This window comes from Pseudomonas halotolerans (genome assembly GCF_039581215.1).
In the GTDB taxonomy this organism is placed as follows: domain Bacteria; phylum Pseudomonadota; class Gammaproteobacteria; order Pseudomonadales; family Pseudomonadaceae; genus Aquipseudomonas; species Aquipseudomonas tehranensis.
Map to the genome: position 1 here is coordinate 76,700 of NZ_JBCNTJ010000019.1, position 19,545 is coordinate 96,244.

Sequence of the window (19,545 nt, forward strand, 5' to 3'; positions counted from 1 at the left end):
CGTCGACGTCATGACCCGCGCAGGACAATCAAGCCGGGGCTGGCGTCCAGTGCCAGTTCAAGACCTCGGGCATGTCCTGCCCATGTTCGATCAGGTAGAGCTGGTGTTTCTCCATGGTGGCCCAGTAGCGGTCGCGGGCGCCTTCCACCAGCGGTTGCAAGCGTGGGACCCGCTGGATGACATCCAGGGCCAGTTGATAGCGATCCAGGTGATTGATGACCGCCATGTCGAACGGTGTGGTTGTGCCCCCCTCCTCCATGAAACCGCGCACATGGAAATTGTCGTGGTTGTGGCGTTTGTAGACCAAGCGATGGATCAATGAAGGGTAGCCGTGGAAAGCGAAAATCACCGGTTTGTCCACGGTGAACAGCTCATCGAACATGGCCTCCGGCAACCCGTGGGAATGCTGTTGCGGCGGTTGCAAGACCATCAGGTCGACCACATTGACCACTCGCACCCGCAGGTCGGGGACGTATTCGCGCAGCAGGGTTACGGCGGCCAGGGTTTCCAGGGTCGGCACGTCACCGGCACAGGCCATTACCACATCAGGGTCCTCATCGTCCTTGCAGGCAAAGGCCCAGCGGCCAGCGCCTGCCATGCAATGGCGGATGGCCGAGTCGATGTCCAACCACTGCCACTCCGGCTGTTTGCCGGCCACGATCACATTGATGTAATTGCGGCTCCTGAGGCAGTGATCGGCCACGGATAACAGGCAGTTGGCATCCGGCGGCAGGTAGATACGCACCACGTCCGCGCTTTTGTTCGCCACCAGATCAATGAACCCTGGGTCTTGATGGGAAAAGCCGTTGTGGTCCTGACGCCAGACATGGGACGTGAGCAGGTAGTTCAGCGAGGCGATCGGTGCGCGCCAGGGAATCTGGGCGGCGGTCTTGAGCCACTTGGCGTGCTGGTTGAACATCGAATCGACGATATGGACGAACGCTTCGTAGCAGGAGAACAGCCCATGACGACCGGTCAGCAAATACCCTTCAAGCCAGCCTTCACACACCTGCTCGCTGAGGATTTCCATCACCCGGCCGTCGCAGTCCAGATTCGTATCGCCTGTTTCCTGCGCCGCCATCCAGGTCTTGCCACTGACCTCATACACCGCATCAAGGCGATTGGACGCGGTTTCATCGGGGCCGAACAGGCGAAAGTTGCCAGCCTTGAGGTTTTGTTTCATCACGTCGCGTACAAAACCACCCAATACCCGAGTGGACTCTGCCTGCACGCTGCCGGGCGCGGAAAACTGCACGGCGTAATCGGTAAACCGCGGCAGCTCAAGTGGCTGCAGGAGCAAGCCGCCATTGGCGTGGGGATTGGCGCCTAGACGCCGATGCCCCGTCGGCGCCAGCGCCGCGATGTCCGGCAGCAACGTCCCGCCGGCGTCGAACAGTTCCTGCGGCCGGTAACTCTCGAGCCATTGTTGCAGTTGCGTCAGATGCATGGGCTGTTCGAAGTGGCTCAGCGGCACCTGATGAGAGCGCCAGGTGCCTTCGACCTGCTGACCGTCGACGAATCGTGGACCGGTCCAGCCCTTGGGCGTGCGCAGCACCAACATGGGCCACAGTGGCCGCTCCAGTTCACGTCCCGAGGAGTCCGCACGGGCCGTACGCTGGATTTCGCGGATCTTGAGCAGCATACCGTCCAAGACCATCGCCAGTTGCTGATGAACGGTGTGGGGGTCGTCGCCTTCGACAAAATAAGGGTCGTAGCCATAGCCGTACATCAGGGCTGACAGCTCGTCTTCACTGATACGCGAAAGCAGCGTGGGGTTGGCGATCTTGAAACCGTTAAGGTGCAAGATCGGCAACACGGCGCCGTCGCGCCTGGGGTTGAGGAACTTGTTGGAATGCCAGCTCGCCGCCAGCGTGCCGGTTTCGGCTTCGCCATCACCGATCACACACGCCACGATCAAGTCCGGGTTATCGAACGCCGCTCCGTAGGCATGGGCCAGGCAATAACCCAGCTCTCCACCTTCATGGATGGAACCCGGAATCTGCGCCGAAACATGACTGGACAAGCCGTAGGGCCAGGAAAACTGCCGGAACAAGCGCAGCATCCCGTTTTCGTTCTGTTCCACCGAGGGATAACACTGGGTGAAGCTGCCCTCCAGATAGCTCTGGGCGACGATGGCCGGTCCGCCGTGCCCAGGGCCGGTGATCAGGATCATATCCAGATCGTGGGTCTTGATCAGGTGATTGAGATGCACGTAAACCAGGTTCAACCCCGGTGTCGTGCCCCAGTGGCCCAACAGGCGCGGCTTGACGTGGCCCAGTTGCAGCGGCTTGCGCAGCAACGGGTTGTCCTTGAGGTAAATCTGGCCCACGGCCAGGTAATTGGAAGCGCGCCAGTAGGCGTCAATGCCTTCCAGTTGGTCGGGGCTGAGAAAATCGCTCATCACGTCCTCCACAAAAAACAGGGTGCCAGGCACTGCCGGTCAGTGATGGATGCAGTCAACCTCCACACACGGGTACTTCCTCATCGCACGCCGGCGCGGGTTGTAGACATCCGGTTCAGACCGCTTCCTCTCTGGCGTGAACAACAGCCTGCGCCTGTCATCTGCAAGCGGGTTGATCTTTATCAATTGCAAGGTAATCGATCGGCGGATTCGCGAGCACTGATCCAGATCAGAATCGATCTGCCACGCCGGCGTAGAACAGTGATGAATGCGCGGCCTTTGCCGCGCCGAAGGTTCACACCCGAGGGAGGAACACATCATGCTCAACGTCAAAGACCACAATGAACGCGCCGCAGCCATGTACGCCAGTATCAGCGGCAAGCACTGGATCCAGGCGCTCAGAGATGGCCGGCACGTGCTGATCAGGCCATTGAAGGAAGAAGATCGCCAGCGCGAATATGACTTCATCAAGCGTCTGTCGCCGGAGTCCCGGCACATGCGTTTTCTGGCGCAAATCAATGAACCCGGTGCGGCGATGCTCGACCAATTGATGGACATCGACTGCAAGACGCGCATGGCCTATATCGCCCTGGCCCACGACAACGGTCAGTTGATCGAAATCGGCGTCAGTCGTTATTGCGCCACCCGTGAAGACGAATGTGAATGCGCGGTGACCGTCGCCGATCAATGGCAGCATTTGGGGCTGGGTACGTTGCTGATGGAGCACCTGATAGAGACCGCCCGCAAGAACGGCTACCGCCAGCTATATTCCATCGACGCCGCCGATAACGCCCCGATGCGAGAGCTGGCCCACAGTCTGGGATTTGAAACCCGCACCGATCCCGACGACGCCCGGCAGGTCATCCACCGGCTCTATTTGTAGCCGTGGCTGATTGCGCGGGACCCGTTCCAGGGCCCGCGCAGCGTTGCCTCTGCCGTCACTCCCCCGGCTTGATTGCCCATACGCTGCAAGGTGCCCGTTGCAGCACCTGCTCGGCGGTACTGCCCAGGTGCTTGTCCAAACCTCGATGCTGTGTCGTACCCATGACAATGACGTCGCATTGATGATCGGTGGCGAAGGTGCAGATGCTGCTCAGCGGCGCACCTTCGATGAAGTGACGCTGCTGCGGCGGGACGCCGTGACGCTCGGCCAGGGATTCAAACACTTCATGCTGCGCCTGCCCCAATGCTTCATAGAGCCCGGTGGCCAGCGGCAGCGCCCCCACGCCCATATCGGCGGCGTACACCGCCGTCCAGTCGAAGGCATGCAGCAACTCAACCTGGGCGTTGCATTGTTCAGCCAGTTTCACGGCGGCATCGACGATCCGATCGTTGAACACCAGGTCCTGCTCCTCGCTGCGCAGCACATCGACGATCGCCAGAACCTGCCGCGGCCGCGGATGACGCGCATCGGTGACCAGGTGCACCGGCACCGGACAGTCCCGCAGCAGGCGCCAGTCCATGGGCGTGAAGAAAATCCGCTTCATCACCGGTTCAGGCTCGGCGTCCTTGATGATCAGCGCCAATGGCATCTCTTTGACGTACTGCTGCAAGGCCTGATAAGCGTCTTTGCCCCAAACCACCTCGCTCGTCGCCTCCACCCCATGGCGGCGCGCCAGCTCAGCCTGTTGCCATAACCAGTGCCGGTGCGTTTCCAGATACCCGTCGCGGGCCTTCTTGACCTGCTCTGGCGCAAAAAGACCGGCCACCGACAGCACCTCCAGATAGTCGATGGCGACGATGTGCAGGGGTAAATCCAGCGCCAGGGCCAGTTCGGTGGCGCGGTCGAACGCAGGCGAACGGGTCATGGCATCGGGTGCCAATAACAACAAACGTGGGGTCTGGGACATGGAACACCTCGGCACGGGGCGGCAGCCACCTAAGGGATTAAGGGTTCCAGAATGAACGCATGCCACGGGCAGGACTTGATCTTCATCAAACTGCCACCACACAGGCTCACAGATTCGGGAGCAGAACACCGGCCCACATCGCCAGCGTCACCAGCACTTGGCCAGGAATGACATACCCGGCGAAACGCCGTCCACCACTGAGCCAGGCCACTGCGCATTTACTCAGGGAGTTGCTGCTCATCGCCACCAGGGCCGGTACGGCGATGCCCTCCAGGGGCAACAACCCGGCCTTCGCCAAGGAAGCAACGGAAGCAATCGAGGCATGCGCGTCAACCAGCCCGCTGAACATCGCGGTGACGGTTACGCCGGCTTGCCCGAACTCGGCAAGCATCGCCGACGACAGGACCGTGATACCGGCCATCGCCAGGACTACCGTCAAGGCCAGTTTGAGGTTGAAGGCCCCGCCGCGCTTGATGGGTTCATCCGCCCGAGCCCTCGGGCGCGGAAACATCAGCACCCCGGCGTAGATCAATGTTGTCAGCAGGCCGCAGAGCAGCGGGCCCCACATCCAAAGCAACAGGGCCGGTTCTACGGCACCGAGGATCAGCCCCATTTGCGCCACTGTCGCCAGATTGGATAACACGGCTGCGGCGCTCAGCACCTTGAGATTGGCCGGCTCTTTCGCGGCGATGTTACCCATGGTCGCGACGGTCAGCGTGGCCGAGGCGAAGCCCGAGGCAACCGCGCTGAGGGCGTAACCGTAGTGAGTGCCGAGGGTCCGCACCGCAACATGCCCCAGCGCGCCCACAGCCATCAACATGACCGTCAACATACAGATGGTGCGCGGGTTGATCGCATCGTAGGGCCCGAGGAAGCGATCCGGCACCAGCGGCAGCACCACCAGCGCGGCGATCAACAGCACTAGCCCGTCACGCATTTCGGCTGCGGTCAATTGATTGCGGGCAAAGTGGTGCAGCGCCTGGCGGCTGGCGAGCAGACCGGCCATCACCACCCCAATCGCGATCGCAAGGGCCGGGGCGGTCATGCAGAGCGCCCCCAACGCCAGCGTCGCAAATAACGCCACTTCGCTGGTGATACCGGGGTCCTGATCGAGGTTTTTCCAATAGGCCACCGTCACCAGGGCTCCTAGCGCAAGCGCCACGAACCCCAACAACAAGGCGCCGCCAGCCTGCGCCGTGACATACCCCAGCAATGAAGTAATGGCAAAGGTCCGCAGGCCGGCGAAGTCGCGCCGGGCGCCCTCGCCCTTGCGTCGCTCGCGCTCAAGCCCGATCAACAAGCCGATTCCAAGCGCAGCGGCGGCATTGGCAAAGCCCAGGGTTTCGCTCATGGCCTCGGTTCTATACTGAGTGTTCCGGTTGTACCTGAGTCCAGGGTAGCCCCTGGGAGGATTTCATGATCAAACATAGCGCTATTGCCCAGCGCCGTGCGCATTGATACCACGCTTCTGGCGTGGGTTTGATGCAAATCAACTTGCCGGCGCCTGATGCGATCATGATCAAAGCCTGATACCACGCCGCGCGAACAGTCGCCCGGTGCCAACACGCCAATGCTCGGGAGGTTTGTCATGTCCACGCAATCACGTTTGATGCTGGTCGTCTCGCCGCTGATGGAACACAGCCCGGCCTTCGACCGGGCCGCGGCACTGGCCAAGGCCGAAGGCGCCGCGCTGCATATCGTGGCCTTCGACTACCTCGAAGGCCTGGCCACCGCCAACCTGGTCAATGAACAGGCACTGGAGCAGATGCGCCTGGGTTACGTTGAACGCCATCGCCACTGGTTGGAGGAGCAGGCCAGGCCACTGCGCAAGCTCGGCATCGAAGTCACGACCGAAGTGACGTGGGTCGAGCGGCCATTGCAGGAAATCCTGATCCACCTCAAAGAGCAGCCGATGGATGCGCTGATCAAGACGGTGGAGCATGAATCCTGGTTCTCGCGCCTGATGTTCACGCCGCTGGATGTACATCTTCTGCGCGAAAGTGACGTACCGCTGCACTTCGTCAACAAAGTCATTCATGCCCGGCCGCGCAAAATTCTCGCGGCCATTGACCCGTTTCATCTCGATGGGCGCTACGAAGGCCTCAACGACCGGATCCTGAGCGAAGCCAACAAACTGGCCACCTCCTGCGACGCCACCCTGGAGGTCATCTACGCCTATGACCTGTCGTCCATCACCGCCTCCGAATACGGGTTCGGCAGTGGCTCGATGTTCTTCTCCTCGACCCTGGCCCGGCAGCTTTACGAGTCCCAGGGCGAAGCCTTCGATGCGCTGGCCGAGCGCAACGGCATCGCACCGGAACAACGGCGCATGATCATGGGCGACCCGGCCAAGGTGCTGGCCAGCTACGCTGCATCCCATGACATTGATGTCATTGTCATGGGGCGCGTGCGTTACACGGGCCTGGACAAGCTGATCGGCAGCACCGTGGAAGGGCTGATGTACAAGATGCCGTGCAGCCTGTGGGTGATTGCACCACAGAAGATGGATTGACAGGAACGAGCACAGGGAAGATGGACGGATGAACCGACCGAGCAACGCATCGACCGAGCAAAATCCGACTCCCGTGGATGCCGAGGCTTGGTACACATTACCTGCGCAGCAGGTGCTCAAGCGGCTTGAGGTCAATGAACACACCGGGCTCAACGACGCCGAAGTTCAAGCCCGGCTTGCGCGCACAGGCCCTAACCGCTTGCCGGAATCGGCCCGGCGACCGGCGTGGCTGCGGTTTCTGTTGCAGTTTCACAACATCCTGATTTATGTGCTGCTGGGCTCTGCGGTGATCACCGCGCTGCTGCAACACCTCTGGGATACGCTGGTCATTCTGGCGGTGGTGGTGGCCAACGCCGTGATTGGTTATGTCCAGGAAGGCAAAGCGGAAAAAGCCATGGACGCGATCCGGCAGATGCTGGCACCGCATGCAGCCGTGATGCGTGCCGGCCAACGTTTAAGTGTTGCAGGTGAGGAGTTGGTTCCGGGCGATATTGTGTTACTGGAGGCCGGTGACAAAGTCCCCGCGGACCTGCGTCTGCTGCACGCCAACAGGCTGCAGATCCAGGAAGCCATCCTCACCGGTGAATCCGCCCCCGTCGAAAAACACATTGAACCTGTGCGCATGGGGGCCGCCCTGGGTGATCGCGCCTGCATGGCCTTCAGTGGCACCCTGGTGACCTGCGGACAGGCCACCGGAGTGGTCGTGGCGACTGCAACCGCAGCCGAGATCGGGCGCATCAGCAACCTGCTGTCAGACGTCGAGACACTGACCACTCCGTTGGTCCAGCAAATGAACGTCTTCGCGCGCTGGCTGACGATTCTGATTTTGCTCGTTGCGGGGCTGTTACTGGTTTACGGTCATTTTGTCGGCCATTACGCATTCAACGAGATCTTCATGGTGGTGGTGGGCATGTCGGTCGCCGCCATCCCCGAAGGACTGCCCGCCGTACTCACCATTACCCTGGCGGTTGGCGTTCGCGCGATGGCCCGGCGCAACGCTATCGTGCGTCGCCTGCCCGCCATTGAAACGCTGGGCTCGGTTTCGGTCATCTGCACGGACAAGACCGGCACCCTCACCCGCAACGAAATGATGGTCGCCTCGGTCGTCACCAGTGATCTCACCTTCACCGTCGACGGTGCCGGTTATCAACCGTCGGGCAACATGAACCTGGCCGACCAGTTGATTGACACCTCCAACCACCCCACGTTAGCCGAACTGGGACGCGCCGCCTCACTCTGCAATGACGCGGTGTTGAGACAGCACGAAGCCGCCTGGAAGGTCGAGGGCGATCCCATGGAGGGCGCACTGCTGGCGTTTTCCGTGAAAGCCGGGATCGATGGTGAAGAAGAGCGACACACCTGGCCCCGCACCGATGCGATTCCGTTTGACGCCAAACACCGCTTCATGGCGACGTTGCACCACAACCATGAGCGACAGGCGTCCATCTATGTAAAAGGCGCGCCGGAACAGATCCTGGCCATGTGCGCGCAACAGCGTGGCAGCAGCGGCGCCACAGAGCCGCTCAATGCTGACTACTGGCACCAACAGGCAAACGCCATTGCCAGCAAAGGTCAGCGCGTGCTGGCGTTTGCCAGCCGGCCGGTGCCGTCCGAGCACACCGTGCTGGAGTTTGGCGACGTGCAGGGTTCGCTGACCCTGCTTGGCATGACGGGCATGATTGACCCGCCTCGCCCTGAAACGATCCAGGCGGTCCAGCAATGCCAGGCGGCCGGTATCGCAGTCAAGATGATCACCGGCGATCACTTCGGCACCGCCGCCGCCATCGGCGCGCAAATCGGTCTGCAAAATCCCGACAAGGTGCTGACCGGCGTCGAGCTGGACGCGATGAACGACGCCACGCTCAAAGAAGCGCTCAAGGACGTGAACATCTTCGCCCGCACCAGCCCCGAACATAAGCTGCGGCTGGTGATGTTGCTGCAATCCAATGGCATGACCGTGGCCATGACCGGCGATGGTGTCAACGATGCGCCCGCGCTCAAACGCGCCGACGCCGGCATCGCCATGGGTGACAAAGGCAGTGAAGCGGCAAAAGAGGCGGCAGACCTGGTGCTGGCCGATGATAACTTTGCCTCTATCGTGGCCGCGGTGCGTGAAGGCCGGACGGTCTACGACAACATCAAGAAGGTGTTGAGCTGGACGTTGCCCACCAACGCGGGCGAAACCATGACCATTATTGTCGCGCTGCTGTTTGGCTTCACCCTGCCGGTGACACCGATCCAGATTTTGTGGATCAACCTGATTACCGCAATCACGTTGGGAATCGCCCTGGCGTTCGAACCGACCGAAGAAAACACCATGCGCAGGCCGCCGCGCTCAAGGCATGAGCCTTTGATAAGCGGCGCCTTGATCTGGCACATGGTGCTGGTTTCGATCCTGTTTCTTTGCGGCGTCTACGGCATTTTTACCTACGCACTGGATCGGGGTTACCCGGTGGAGTTGGCCCGCACGATCGCCGTCAACACGCTGGTGGTGATGGAAATATTCCACCTGTTCTTCATACGCAATCTTTACGGCACGTCACTCACCTGGAAGGCCGTCAGAGGTACAAAAGTCGTGTGGCTGACCGTTGCAGTGGTAACCTTCGCCCAGTTCGCCATCACCTACGCGCCTCCCCTGCAAAGGGTGTTTGCCACGCAAGCGATTCCCTTTATGGATGGGCTATTGATTATCGCCGTGGGCGTCGCGCTCTTTGCAATCATCGAAACGGAAAAACAGATTCGGCTACGGTTGACCGACCCCAGGAGCGCTACGCTCCTAGTGGGACAGCGCCCGAAGTCATGACACTGAAAGAGGATACGCAAAATGCATAAAGTATTGGTCGCAGTCGATGGTTCAGAGCACTCCGAACGTGTCGTGCATTACCTCATCGGGCTGATCCAGAACGGCGGACTATTGGGAGGCAGCGTGGAGGTACATCTGGTGAACGTTCAGTCATTTTTACCCACTCGTATCGCGCAAACCATGAGCAAGGATGAACTTGACGATTACTACGACGGCAAGAGTGCCGAAGATGCGCAAAAGGCAATCACGCTTCTGAAGCAGCAAGGCATCGCCTTCACCTTCCATACGTTGCACGGCGACGCGGCCACCAGAATCGTGGCGTGCTCCAAATCCCTGGGGTGCGACAGCATCATCCTGGGTTCGCACGGCAGTGGTTTTCTCGAAGGCATCTTCCTGGGTTCTGTCGCGGCCAAAGTCATCCAGCTGTCCAGTATCCCGATTACCCTGGTCAAATAACCGAGGGTGAGTTGCAGTTGATGGCGCACCAGGGAGCCTGCCCCCCATAACGTCTGCGAGGCAGAACGCTTGTTCAACCTGTCATAGTGCGGACGCTACAGGGATACCTGCATCAATCGAACGTCGGTAGATGCGGACCTGCTATCGGTTTTCCGGCGCTGACCCAGGCATCAAACCCACCGAGGATCGATTTTACATGCAGGTAGCCCATCCCCTTCATTGATGCCGCCGCCAGCGCTGCACGACCACTGGTTTTGCAATACAGAACAATGTGAAGATCCCGCGAATCAAGCGCGGTGTCGGCAGTCAACTTGAATTCCAACATGCCGCGCGATACATGTATCGCACCGATGAGGTGACCGGCGGCATACTCATCCGCCTCACGCACATCGATCAATACATCCGCCTCCCGGATAGCCTGATCGGCCTGATCGAGGGTGATTTCCTCTATCAGTGCTTTAGCGTCAGTGACTAGATCATGTGCCGTTTTCATCATGATATTTTCAGAACCCCTGTTGAAGGACGTGAAAATTTCCACGGGTAAAAGCGCATTGAGACATCAGGCGGCGCTGGCAAGCACTACGCGGGTGAGCCCATATCCACACTGCGCCCGTCGGTATTGATCATGTGATCAGCCATTTCCGAAAACATGCGTTGCAACTTGCTGTTTAGCGTCGGGTCACTCACCTGCTCGTTAATTGCCCGGCGCATGCACAGCATCCATTCATCACGCTCGACGACACTGACAGCAAAAGGAGCGTGTCGCATGCGCAAACGCGGGTGTCCGCGCTCCTGCTGGAACAGCGGCGGACCGCCAAACCAGCCACTGAGAAACTTAAACAGACTGTCGGCACTGCCAGCGAGGCTCGGTGGATGCATGCGACGCACCACTTGCGCCTCAGATAGCGTCTCCATCAACTCGTAAAAGCGCTCAACCAGTTGATAGACCCCTGCCTCACCGCCTAACTGGAGGTAGGTGCTCGCGGGGTTCGTGGTCGGGTTATTCAAATGTTCAGTCATGTTGTCAGCCTCAATGCAGCCACTTTAACCAGCCGGCGAGCACCAGCACCGCGAAGCAGGTCCAGCCTGAGAACAGCCATCGCCAGATGAGCCTGCGCGGGATAAAACCCACGCCCCTCACAAAAGCCACGCTCATGGCCGCGAACAAGGCCGTTGCCAGGGCATGGTCAGCTTTCCCATCGGGGGCCTCCATCAAAGGGGGATAGAGCGTACAGGCGAGCATGATCGCCACCGCAATGGTCAGGCTCAGCACATGGAGCTGTGAGGATGGCTGGGCGTGCGCGACATTCGGCGTCATGGCTGGGCCTCGTCACGGTCACTCAAGGCTCGGCCTGCTTCGTTCTCACCCCACATTGCATTCAATATCGCCAGCAACAGCGCAAAGCCGACGCCCAACATCCAGGCGAAATACCACATATCGTTCACTCCTTTGCCAGCACTAGTAGGCTGAATGTTCGTTGGCTTTGATCTGGGCGACGGTGACTTTGCCGCTCATGACGCGATACGCCCAGGAGGTATACATCACGATCAGGGGCATGAAGATCAGCGTGGCCCAGAACATGATGGCCAGGCTCAGGTGGCTGGAGACGCTGTCCCACACGGTCAGGCTTGCCGCAGGCATCGTTGATGACGGCATGATGAAGGGGAACATTGAGACGCCCGCCGTGCTGATCACGCCAATCACCGCCAGCGATGAGGCGACAAACGCTGACAGTGTGCGGCGCACCATCAACAACAGGGCGGCACCTGCGGCCCCGCCCAATCCAAGGGCGGGCAGCAGCCACAGCAATGGATAGCGTTCGTAGTTGGTCATCCAGGCGCCAGGCTCACGCACCACGGTCTTGCTGAGAATGTCCGGCAGCGCCGCGGTATCAACGAGCGAGGTAATGCGATAACCGTCAATCCATTGCAGCCAGATGCCGGCGACGATGAATGAGCACACCAGCACGATTGCCGCCGCCACTGCACCTTTTACCGCCCGGGACTGGATAGCCCCCTCCGTGCGATGGGCCAGATAAGTGCCGCCCTGCAAGGTGATCATTGCACTGCTCACAATGCCGGACAGCAGCGCGAAAGGATTGAGCAGTTGCCAGAAGCTGCCGGTGTAGGTGGACACCAGATAGTCATTGAAGTGAAACGGCACGCCCAGCAGCAAGTTGCCAAACGCAATCCCGAATACCAGCGGAGGCACTGCCCCGCCGACAAAAAGCCCCCAATCCCAGGTGCTGCGCCAGGTGGCGTTGTGGATCTTGCTACGGTAGTCAAACCCCACCGGGCGGAAGAACAACGCCCAGAGCACCAGGATCATCGCCCAATAGAAACCACTGAAGGCCGTGGCGTAGACCACAGGCCACGCCGCGAACAGTGCGCCACCGGCGGTGATGAACCACACCTGATTGCCGTCCCAATGCGGCCCGACCGTGTTTATAACAACCCGCCGTTCCATGTCGTTGCGGCCAACAAAGGGCAGCAGCGTGCCCACGCCCATGTCATGACCATCCATAATGGCGAAGCCGATCAGCAGCACGCCGACCAACGCCCACCAGATGATTTTCAAGGTGAAGTAATCAAGCATGTTGAAGCTCCTTCAGGTGGGCGTCGTGAACATAACGGCCTGTACCGAGGCTGCCAGGCCCCTGGCGGGCGAACTTGATCATCAGGAACATTTCCACCACCAGCAGCACGGTATAAAAAATGACGAACCCCGCCAGCGAGCCATACAGGTTGTTGACGCTGAGGGTCGATACGCTCATGTGGGTCGGCAGTACGCCGTAGATGGTCCAGGGCTGGCGGCCATATTCGGCAACGAACCAGCCCAGTTCACAGGCGATCCACGGAGCAGGCAGCATGAACAGCGCCCAACGGAGCAGCCAGGGGCTGCGCGTACAGGTCGATTTCAAGGTGCTCCAGAATGCAAGTGCGAAGAGCATCAGCATGGCGAAACCAAGGCCTACCATGATCCGGAATGCCCAAAACATGGGTGTCACACGCGGCACAGTATCGTTTACGGCCTTTTCGATAATGGCCGGGGTGGCCTGATTGACGTCCTCGACATACTTTTTAAGCAACAGGCCGAAACCCAGATCAGCTTTGTATTCTTCAAACGCCTGGAGTGCCGCCATGTCGCCGCGATTGGCTCTGAGTGCTTCAAGCGCGTTGACGGCGGGAATACCCCGCAGGATTCGAGCCCGGTTCTTTTCCTTGATCTCATTGATCCCTGGAATCTGCTTGCTCACCGAGCGCGTTCCAATCAGGCCCATCAGCCATGGAACGTCAACCTCCCAGTTATTCCTGGACTCGGCTTCGTTGATGCTGGCCACCAGCGTCAGGCCTGCGGGCGCCGGTTTGGTTTCCCACATCGCCTCCATCGCGGCCAGCTTGGTTTGCTGTGCTTCGCCCACCGTGTAGCCGGACTCATCCCCCAGCACGATCACACTCAGCACTGACGCCAGACCGAAAGCCGCCGCGACCCGAAAGCTACGTCTGGCAAACTCGACATCACGATTTTTCAGCAAATACCAACTTGAAATCGAGAGCACGAACATCGAACCGGTGACGTAACCCGCCGACACGGTGTGCACGAACTTGGCTTGCGCGACGGGATTGAAAACCACCGCCCAGAAATCGACCATTTCCATGCGCATGGTGATGTAACTGAACTCCGAACCTACCGGGTTCTGCATCCACCCATTGGCGATCAGGATCCACAGCGCCGACAGGTTCGTGCCAATCGCCATCAGCAGCGTGACCAGCAAGTGATGCTGTTTCTTCAGGCGGTCCCAGCCAAAAAAGAACAACCCGATCATGGTGGATTCAAGGAAGAACGCCATCAGTCCCTCGATGGCCAGCGGTGCACCGAAGATGTCACCGACGTAATGTGAGTAGTAAGCCCAGTTGGTACCAAACTGAAACTCCAGAGTGATACCCGTGGTCACGCCCAAGGCGAAGTTAATGCCGAACAACTTGCCCCAGAAGCGCGTCATGTCTTTCCAGATGACATTGCCGGTCATCACGTAGACGCTTTCCATGATGACCAGTAGCCAAACCATGCCGACGGTGAGCGGTACAAAAAGAAAGTGGTAAAGCGCAGTGGCTGCAAATTGCAGCCGTGACAAATCCACCAGTTGTTCTGAGATCACTTACTTGCCCCTTGAGCCGAAGTGGGTACGCCGAACCTTTCACCGATGGTGTTCGAGTCCACGCTGACGCGTGAATCGCGGATGAACAGCCACCACAGTAGTGTCAGTACGACCAGTTTGATCAGTACTGCTGTGAGCAGATGGCGACGCAGTCGTTTATCGGAAATAGTCATGACGATGTGATTTGCACACGTCATGCCAAGGGGCCACGTTATTTTTTTATTCTTTTAAAACAAACAGTTAGTCATAACTTCAGATACACGCACGCAGCCTTGGCAGGCAAATACACTGCCAGACTGCCAGCGCGGCAGTCATTGGCAGTCGTGCGTCGGACCCACTGGCGATCAGGCCAGACCCTGTTCTTTGAGCCGTCTGTATAACGTGCGCTCGCTTATGCCCAGGTGCGTGGCCAGTTCGCTGCGGGTACCTTGAAAAGTAGCCAGCACCTGGGCCAGCGCGTTGCTGTCCAAAGGGGCGGGAGCAGACATCTGGGGCGCACTTACCGCGCGGCTCTGGGGTAAATGTACGTTATGAATGACCCCGTCATCGGCGAACAGGCTGGCTCTTTCCAGAACATTGCGAAGCTCGCGGATATTGCCCGGCCAGAAATACCGCTGCAGTTGCATCAGGGCGTCAGGGTCGATGGTCAGCCGGCGCTTGCCTGTACCGGAACGTTGCAGAAACGAATTGACCAGCAAGCCGATGTCTTGCACCCGATCACGCAAAGGGGGTAAGTGGATGGGAAACACGCTGATGCGGTAATACAGGTCTTGCCGGAACTCGCCGTTCTCCACCATTTGTTCCAAAGGTTTGTGGGTCGCCGCCACCAACCTGAAATTCGCGTGCTGGGTCTCTACACTGCCGACACGGCGATAAGTGCCGGACTCAATCAAGCGCAGCAGTTTTACCTGCATGGGCAAAGGGACATCGCCAATTTCATCGAGAAACAGCGTACCGCCCTGAGCCGTCTCCACCAGGCCCTGCTTGCGCATGGTGGCGCCGGTGAACGCGCCTTTCTCATGGCCGAACAGTTCGCTCTCAAACAGCGTTTCAGTCAACCCGGAACAGTCCACCACCACAAAGGGGCCGTGGGCCCGTTCACTGGTCTCATGGACCGCGCGCGCAAACAGTTCCTTACCCGTGCCGGACTCGCCCAACAGCAGCACAGGCAACATGGACGGCGCAACCCGTTGCAGCTCCGACAGCGCGCGATTGAATGCAGGAGAGCTGCCCACCAGGCCCTCATTGCTGGGCCGCGCCGAGGCGCTGCGTACCAGGGTCAGGCGCTCCACATAAGCGGTAATGTCGCCATGGTCATTCAGGATCGGGCGCAGTTCCACGTCGACATGCTCAGGCCCGCGGGGGGTGTGGTGAATGTGCAGGACCCGATCCGGGCCGCGCATTTCCCTGGCCTTCTTCATCGGGCAGTGCTCCCCTGCCTGATCGCAAGGCACATCGTAATGATGGGAAACCCGATAGCACTTATGACCGATAAAAGGCTTATCGGCACTGCCGAACTGGCGCCGATAAGCGGTGTTCGCCGCCAGGATGTTGTAGTCCGGGTCCAGCACGATCATCGGATGCGGCTCGTGCTCGAGAAACGAAACCAGTGACTGCACCTGATCCGATGGCGGGACCAAATTGTTCGGGGTCGGCAGGAGAGTGCTCATTGGGGTTCCTGTAGGTTCATCCGCATGCGAGTGACACTGCCACTATGCCAACAAACACTGCCAATGGCAGTTGTTTATTCATCTGCGTGAAAATACCGCATCCAACCTACAAAAATAAACATAGCAAATTCAATTAGATAGCTGAAAATCCTGTCTCAATCGGCCCATGGCAGACTTATTGCAACTTCAGGTTAAACCTGTCGGCAACAAGACCAAGGAGACCGATCATGTCCGCTACATTGCACGTCGAAGGATTTTTCGATCCCGATACCCATACTGTCAGTTATATCGTGCTCGATCAGGCGACCCGCCACTGCGCACTCGTGGACAGCGTACTGGATTACGATCACAAATCCGGCCATACCACGACGCGGTCTGCCGACACGTTGATCGCCCGGGTGGCCGAGCTGGACGCCAAGGTTCAATGGATTCTTGAAACCCATGTCCACGCCGACCACCTCACGGCAGCGCCGTACCTGAAGGAACAGCTGGGAGGCAAGATCGGCATCGGCAGTCGGATCACCACCGTGCAGCAAACCTTTGGCACGTTGTTCAATACCGGTGACGAGATGGCCCAGGATGGCAGTCAGTTCGATCATCTGTTCGTCAATGACTACACGTTCTCCATCGGCTCGCTGGAGTGCCGCGCGCTGCATACGCCCGGCCATACACCCGCGTGCATGACGTATGTCGTCAGCGACACCCGGCAAACGGTGGCATTCGTCGGCGACACCCTGTTCATGCCCGACTACGGTACTGCGCGCTGTGATTTTCCAGGCGGCGATGCCCGTACCTTGTTCCGCTCCATCAACAAGGTGCTGAGCCTGCCGGCCGATACGGTGCTGTACATGTGCCACGACTACCAGCCCGACGGCCGCGAGGTTCTGTTCGCCAGTACCGTGGCCGAGCAGCGCGCCGACAACATCCATGTGCGTAATGGCATCAGTGAAGAAGCGTTCGTGGCCATGCGCACCCAGCGTGACAGCACGTTGGAAATGCCCACGCTGATCCTGCCCTCGGTTCAGGTCAACATGCGAGCCGGACACTTGCCTGAGCCTGAAGCGAATGGCACACGCTATTTGAAGATCCCGCTCAACGTGCTCTGACGTCCCCTCCCCTATAAGAACATCCCCTCACGGAGACCACCATGGACATCCGCCACCTTGCGTCAGGCTTAGCGGTATCAGCGCAGATTTACCCTCACCAGTTGACGGAACTGAAAAACACCGGCTTTCGCGCCATCGTGTGTAATCGTCCGGACGGTGAAGGCAGTGATCAACCCTTGTTTGCCGAAATCAAGCGCGCGGCTGAAGCGCTGGGCATTGAGGCTCACTACCTTCCCGCGGAATCGGGCAAGGTCACCGACGAACAAGGCGTTGCCTTCGGCCAGCTATTTGAAACACTGCCAAAACCAGTGTTGGCGTATTGCCGCTCCGGCATGCGCTCGACCACTCTGTGGGCGCTGTCACAAGCGAGCCTGCTGCCGCTGCCGCAGATCGTCGAAGCGGCCAAGGATGCCGGGTTTGACATGAAAGGCGTTATCCGCCGGATTGCGAACAAAGGGCTGACCCCGGTCGAAGTGGCCGAGGCCGAGCATGCGGTGGTCATTATCGGCGCCGGCGCAGCGGGCATTGCGGCGGCATCGAGTTTGTTGGCCAGGGAACCGGGGCTCGACATCGCCATCATTGACCCGGCAGATGTGCATTATTACCAGCCAGGCTGGACATTGGTCGGTTGCGGTGTCTTCGATGCCCCCCGGACCGCCCACACGATGGGCTCGACCATTCCGCGCGGCGTGCACTGGATCAAAGCCGCCGTGGCCGCCTTTGAACCCGAGAGAAACGCGGTCATTCTCGATGGCTGCAGGGTCGTCAGGTACGCACAGTTGATCGTGTGCCCCGGCCTCAAACTCAACTGGAATGCCATTGAAGGCCTGCCGCAGACATTGGGTCGCAACGGCGTCACATCAAACTACCTGTATCACCTGGCCCCCTATACCTGGGCGTGCGTGCAGCAACTGCGCGGTGGCCGGGCGATCTTCACGCAACCGCCCATGCCGATCAAATGTGCCGGCGCACCGCAAAAAGCCATGTATCTCTCGGCCGACCACTGGCGGCGTGAAGGGGTACTGGGCAACATCAAGATCGATTTCTGCAGTGCCGGTGCCGTGCTGTTCGGGGTGCCCGACTACGTGCCGGCCCTGATGGAGTACGTCCGCGCCTATGGCATCGACCTGAACTTCGGCAGCACGCTGATCAGCGTTGACGGGGCCGCGCAAACCGCCACCTTCAGTAGCGTCAAGCCCGATGGCACGCACCAGCTTGTCACCCGTGACTTCGACCTGCTGCATGTGGTGCCCCCACAGATTGCGCCGGACTTTATCCGCGTCAGCCCCCTCGCCGATGCGGCTGGCTGGATTGATGTCGACCCCAGCACGCTGCGCCATAAAACCTGGGCGAATATTCATGCACTGGGCGACGCCACCAACTCCAGCAACGCCAAGACCGCCGCGGCCGCTCGCAAGCAGGCGCCGGTGGTCGCCCATAACGTGCTGGCAGCCATGGGCAAAGCCAAGGGCAACGCCCATTACGACGGTTACGGCTCCTGCCCGCTGACAGTCGAGCGGGGCAAGATCGTCCTGGCGGAGTTCACCTATGGCGGCACCGTCGCCCCCAGCTTCCCATCCTGGCTGATTGACGGGCCCCGGCCGTCGAGACTGGCGTGGCTGCTCAAGGAACGGATTCTCCCTCCGTTGTATTGGAAGGGCATGCTCCGCGGGCGTGAGTGGCTGGCAAAACCGGAGTTGGCAGATCAATGAAACCGGGCCTTAAGGCAAGGAGAGAGGGATGATCATCATCTTGCTGCTCGGCCTCACCGTGGGTGTGATTCTGGCGCTGACCGGCGCTGGCGGGGGCATACTGGCGGTTCCCCTGCTGGTCTTCGGCGCGGGCCTGGGCATGGCCGAAGCCGGGCCCATCGGCTTGCTGGCGGTGGGTTTGGCCGCGTCCCTGGGCGCGGTAATGGGCCTTAGAAACGGCACCGTACGCTATAAGGCTGCACTGCTGACCGCAGGCGCGGGCATCATCTGCTCTCCACTGGGAATCTGGCTGGCCCAGCGCACGCCCAACCGGCCCTTGACGATCCTGTTTGCCCTGCTATTGCTGTACGTGGCCTTCCGCGCCTTTCAAAAGTCATTACCCTCGCGCGTCGATGCCAACGCGACGTCGACGCGCAAACCCCCGCCCTGCGTACTGGACGAAAACCGCGGCAAGCTCCATTGGACCGCACCTTGTGCATGGGCGCTGGCGCTCTCCGGCATGCTCGCCGGCGCGCTGTCCGGCTTGCTGGGTGTGGGCGGCGGTTTTGTCATGGTCCCGGCGCTGCGGCGCTACACCAACCTGAGCACCCAGTCGGTGCTCGCCACGTCACTGACGGTCATTGCCCTGGTTTCAATTTCCGGCGTGGTGGCAAGTTCGGCGGCGGGACATTTGCAATGGGCGATTGCCGTGCCTTTCACCCTCGGCGCATTGTTGGGAATGACCGGCGGGCGCTTGCTCGCCGCCAGGCTGCCGGAGCCCAGTCTGCAAAAAGGTTTTGCCATTCTGGCTGCGCTGGTGGCCGTGGCATTGGTGGTAAAGGCCTTGGTTTAAGCGCCTGGTGGAGTATCAACGTGCAGGGTATCGGAGCAATCGC

Annotated in this window: 18 protein-coding genes; 7 read left to right on the top strand and 11 right to left on the bottom strand. The window is 59.8% G+C overall.

Translation table 11 applies throughout. The features are described from left to right. Positions 1 to 28: 28 nt before the first annotated feature. Positions 29 to 2,401 (bottom strand): phosphoketolase family protein, encoded by a 2,373-nt coding sequence (locus tag AAIS01_RS22325; protein WP_343470735.1) that lies wholly within the window; start codon positions 2,399 to 2,401, stop codon positions 29 to 31. A 319-nt stretch (positions 2,402 to 2,720) separates the two neighbouring features. Between AAIS01_RS22325 and AAIS01_RS22330 the strand changes: the two genes are divergently transcribed. Then, complete coding sequence (locus AAIS01_RS22330; protein WP_092396924.1) at positions 2,721 to 3,284, top strand: GNAT family N-acetyltransferase; 564 nt, start codon at positions 2,721 to 2,723, stop codon at positions 3,282 to 3,284. 55 nt (positions 3,285 to 3,339) lie between these two features. Here the strand turns inward: AAIS01_RS22330 and AAIS01_RS22335 are convergent, their stop codons facing one another. Together AAIS01_RS22335 and AAIS01_RS22340 are read right to left on the bottom strand one after the other, a co-directional pair. After that, on the bottom strand, positions 3,340 to 4,251 hold the full coding sequence (locus AAIS01_RS22335; protein ID WP_343470737.1) for a universal stress protein: 912 nt from the start codon (positions 4,249 to 4,251) through the stop codon (positions 3,340 to 3,342). A 106-nt stretch (positions 4,252 to 4,357) separates the two neighbouring features. Continuing rightward, entirely contained in the window at positions 4,358 to 5,602 is a 1,245-nt protein-coding gene (locus tag AAIS01_RS22340; RefSeq protein ID WP_343470738.1) for an MgtC/SapB family protein, read from the bottom strand. A 237-nt stretch (positions 5,603 to 5,839) separates the two neighbouring features. On the opposite strand from AAIS01_RS22340, the gene AAIS01_RS22345 reads away from it, so the two are divergent. Genes AAIS01_RS22345 through AAIS01_RS22355 form a run of 3 tightly spaced genes read left to right on the top strand, consistent with a single transcriptional unit; the run spans position 5,840 to position 10,022 of the window. Next, positions 5,840 to 6,763, top strand: a complete 924-nt coding sequence (locus tag AAIS01_RS22345) for a universal stress protein (RefSeq protein WP_343470739.1) — start codon at positions 5,840 to 5,842, stop codon at positions 6,761 to 6,763. A gap of 28 nt (positions 6,764 to 6,791) precedes the next feature. Further along, the gene (locus AAIS01_RS22350) at positions 6,792 to 9,566 is read left to right on the top strand and encodes a cation-transporting P-type ATPase (RefSeq protein WP_343470740.1); all 2,775 of its coding nucleotides are present in this window, start codon (positions 6,792 to 6,794) and stop codon (positions 9,564 to 9,566) included. Positions 9,567 to 9,587: 21 nt separating this feature from the next. Next, positions 9,588 to 10,022, top strand: coding sequence for a universal stress protein (locus AAIS01_RS22355; protein WP_343470741.1), 435 nt, complete (start codon positions 9,588 to 9,590; stop codon positions 10,020 to 10,022). A 112-nt stretch (positions 10,023 to 10,134) separates the two neighbouring features. Here the strand turns inward: AAIS01_RS22355 and AAIS01_RS22360 are convergent, their stop codons facing one another. The 8 genes from AAIS01_RS22360 to AAIS01_RS22395 form a co-directional block, all read right to left on the bottom strand. Further along, positions 10,135 to 10,515, bottom strand: coding sequence for a rhodanese-like domain-containing protein (locus AAIS01_RS22360; protein ID WP_343470788.1), 381 nt, complete (start codon positions 10,513 to 10,515; stop codon positions 10,135 to 10,137). 86 nt (positions 10,516 to 10,601) lie between these two features. Further along, the gene (locus AAIS01_RS22365; protein ID WP_092396699.1) at positions 10,602 to 11,042 is read right to left on the bottom strand and encodes a group II truncated hemoglobin; all 441 of its coding nucleotides are present in this window, start codon (positions 11,040 to 11,042) and stop codon (positions 10,602 to 10,604) included. Between the two features lie 10 nt (positions 11,043 to 11,052). Beyond that, positions 11,053 to 11,340: a cyd operon YbgE family protein gene (locus tag AAIS01_RS22370; RefSeq protein ID WP_343470742.1), complete on the bottom strand. Its 288-nt coding sequence runs from the start codon at positions 11,338 to 11,340 to the stop codon at positions 11,053 to 11,055. Next, entirely contained in the window at positions 11,337 to 11,459 is a 123-nt protein-coding gene (gene cydX, locus AAIS01_RS22375; RefSeq protein ID WP_343470743.1) for a cytochrome bd-I oxidase subunit CydX, read from the bottom strand. Before cydX ends, AAIS01_RS22370 begins: the two co-directional genes overlap by 4 nt. Positions 11,460 to 11,481: 22 nt before the next feature. After that, on the bottom strand, positions 11,482 to 12,618 hold the full coding sequence (gene cydB, locus AAIS01_RS22380; RefSeq protein ID WP_343470744.1) for a cytochrome d ubiquinol oxidase subunit II: 1,137 nt from the start codon (positions 12,616 to 12,618) through the stop codon (positions 11,482 to 11,484). Further along, positions 12,611 to 14,182 (bottom strand): cytochrome ubiquinol oxidase subunit I, encoded by a 1,572-nt coding sequence (locus AAIS01_RS22385; RefSeq protein WP_343470746.1) that lies wholly within the window; start codon positions 14,180 to 14,182, stop codon positions 12,611 to 12,613. Before AAIS01_RS22385 ends, cydB begins: the two co-directional genes overlap by 8 nt. After that, complete coding sequence (gene cydP / locus AAIS01_RS22390; RefSeq protein ID WP_143071619.1) at positions 14,179 to 14,379, bottom strand: cytochrome oxidase putative small subunit CydP; 201 nt, start codon at positions 14,377 to 14,379, stop codon at positions 14,179 to 14,181. The genes AAIS01_RS22385 and cydP overlap by 4 nt, the downstream gene beginning before the upstream one ends. 147 nt (positions 14,380 to 14,526) lie before the next feature. Continuing rightward, entirely contained in the window at positions 14,527 to 15,852 is a 1,326-nt protein-coding gene (locus tag AAIS01_RS22395) for a sigma-54 interaction domain-containing protein (RefSeq protein WP_343470747.1), read from the bottom strand. Positions 15,853 to 16,079: 227 nt separating this feature from the next. Between AAIS01_RS22395 and AAIS01_RS22400 the strand changes: the two genes are divergently transcribed. The 3 genes from AAIS01_RS22400 to AAIS01_RS22410 are packed head-to-tail and all read left to right on the top strand — an operon-like array spanning position 16,080 to position 19,502. Then, on the top strand, positions 16,080 to 16,958 hold the full coding sequence (locus AAIS01_RS22400; RefSeq protein ID WP_343470748.1) for an MBL fold metallo-hydrolase: 879 nt from the start codon (positions 16,080 to 16,082) through the stop codon (positions 16,956 to 16,958). Positions 16,959 to 16,999: 41 nt separating this feature from the next. Further along, a complete protein-coding gene (locus AAIS01_RS22405; protein ID WP_343470750.1) occupies positions 17,000 to 18,670 on the top strand; it encodes a bifunctional protein tyrosine phosphatase family protein/NAD(P)/FAD-dependent oxidoreductase in 1,671 nt (556 codons plus the stop codon). A gap of 28 nt (positions 18,671 to 18,698) precedes the next feature. Beyond that, on the top strand, positions 18,699 to 19,502 hold the full coding sequence (locus AAIS01_RS22410; protein WP_343470751.1) for a sulfite exporter TauE/SafE family protein: 804 nt from the start codon (positions 18,699 to 18,701) through the stop codon (positions 19,500 to 19,502). Positions 19,503 to 19,545 lie beyond the last annotated feature (43 nt).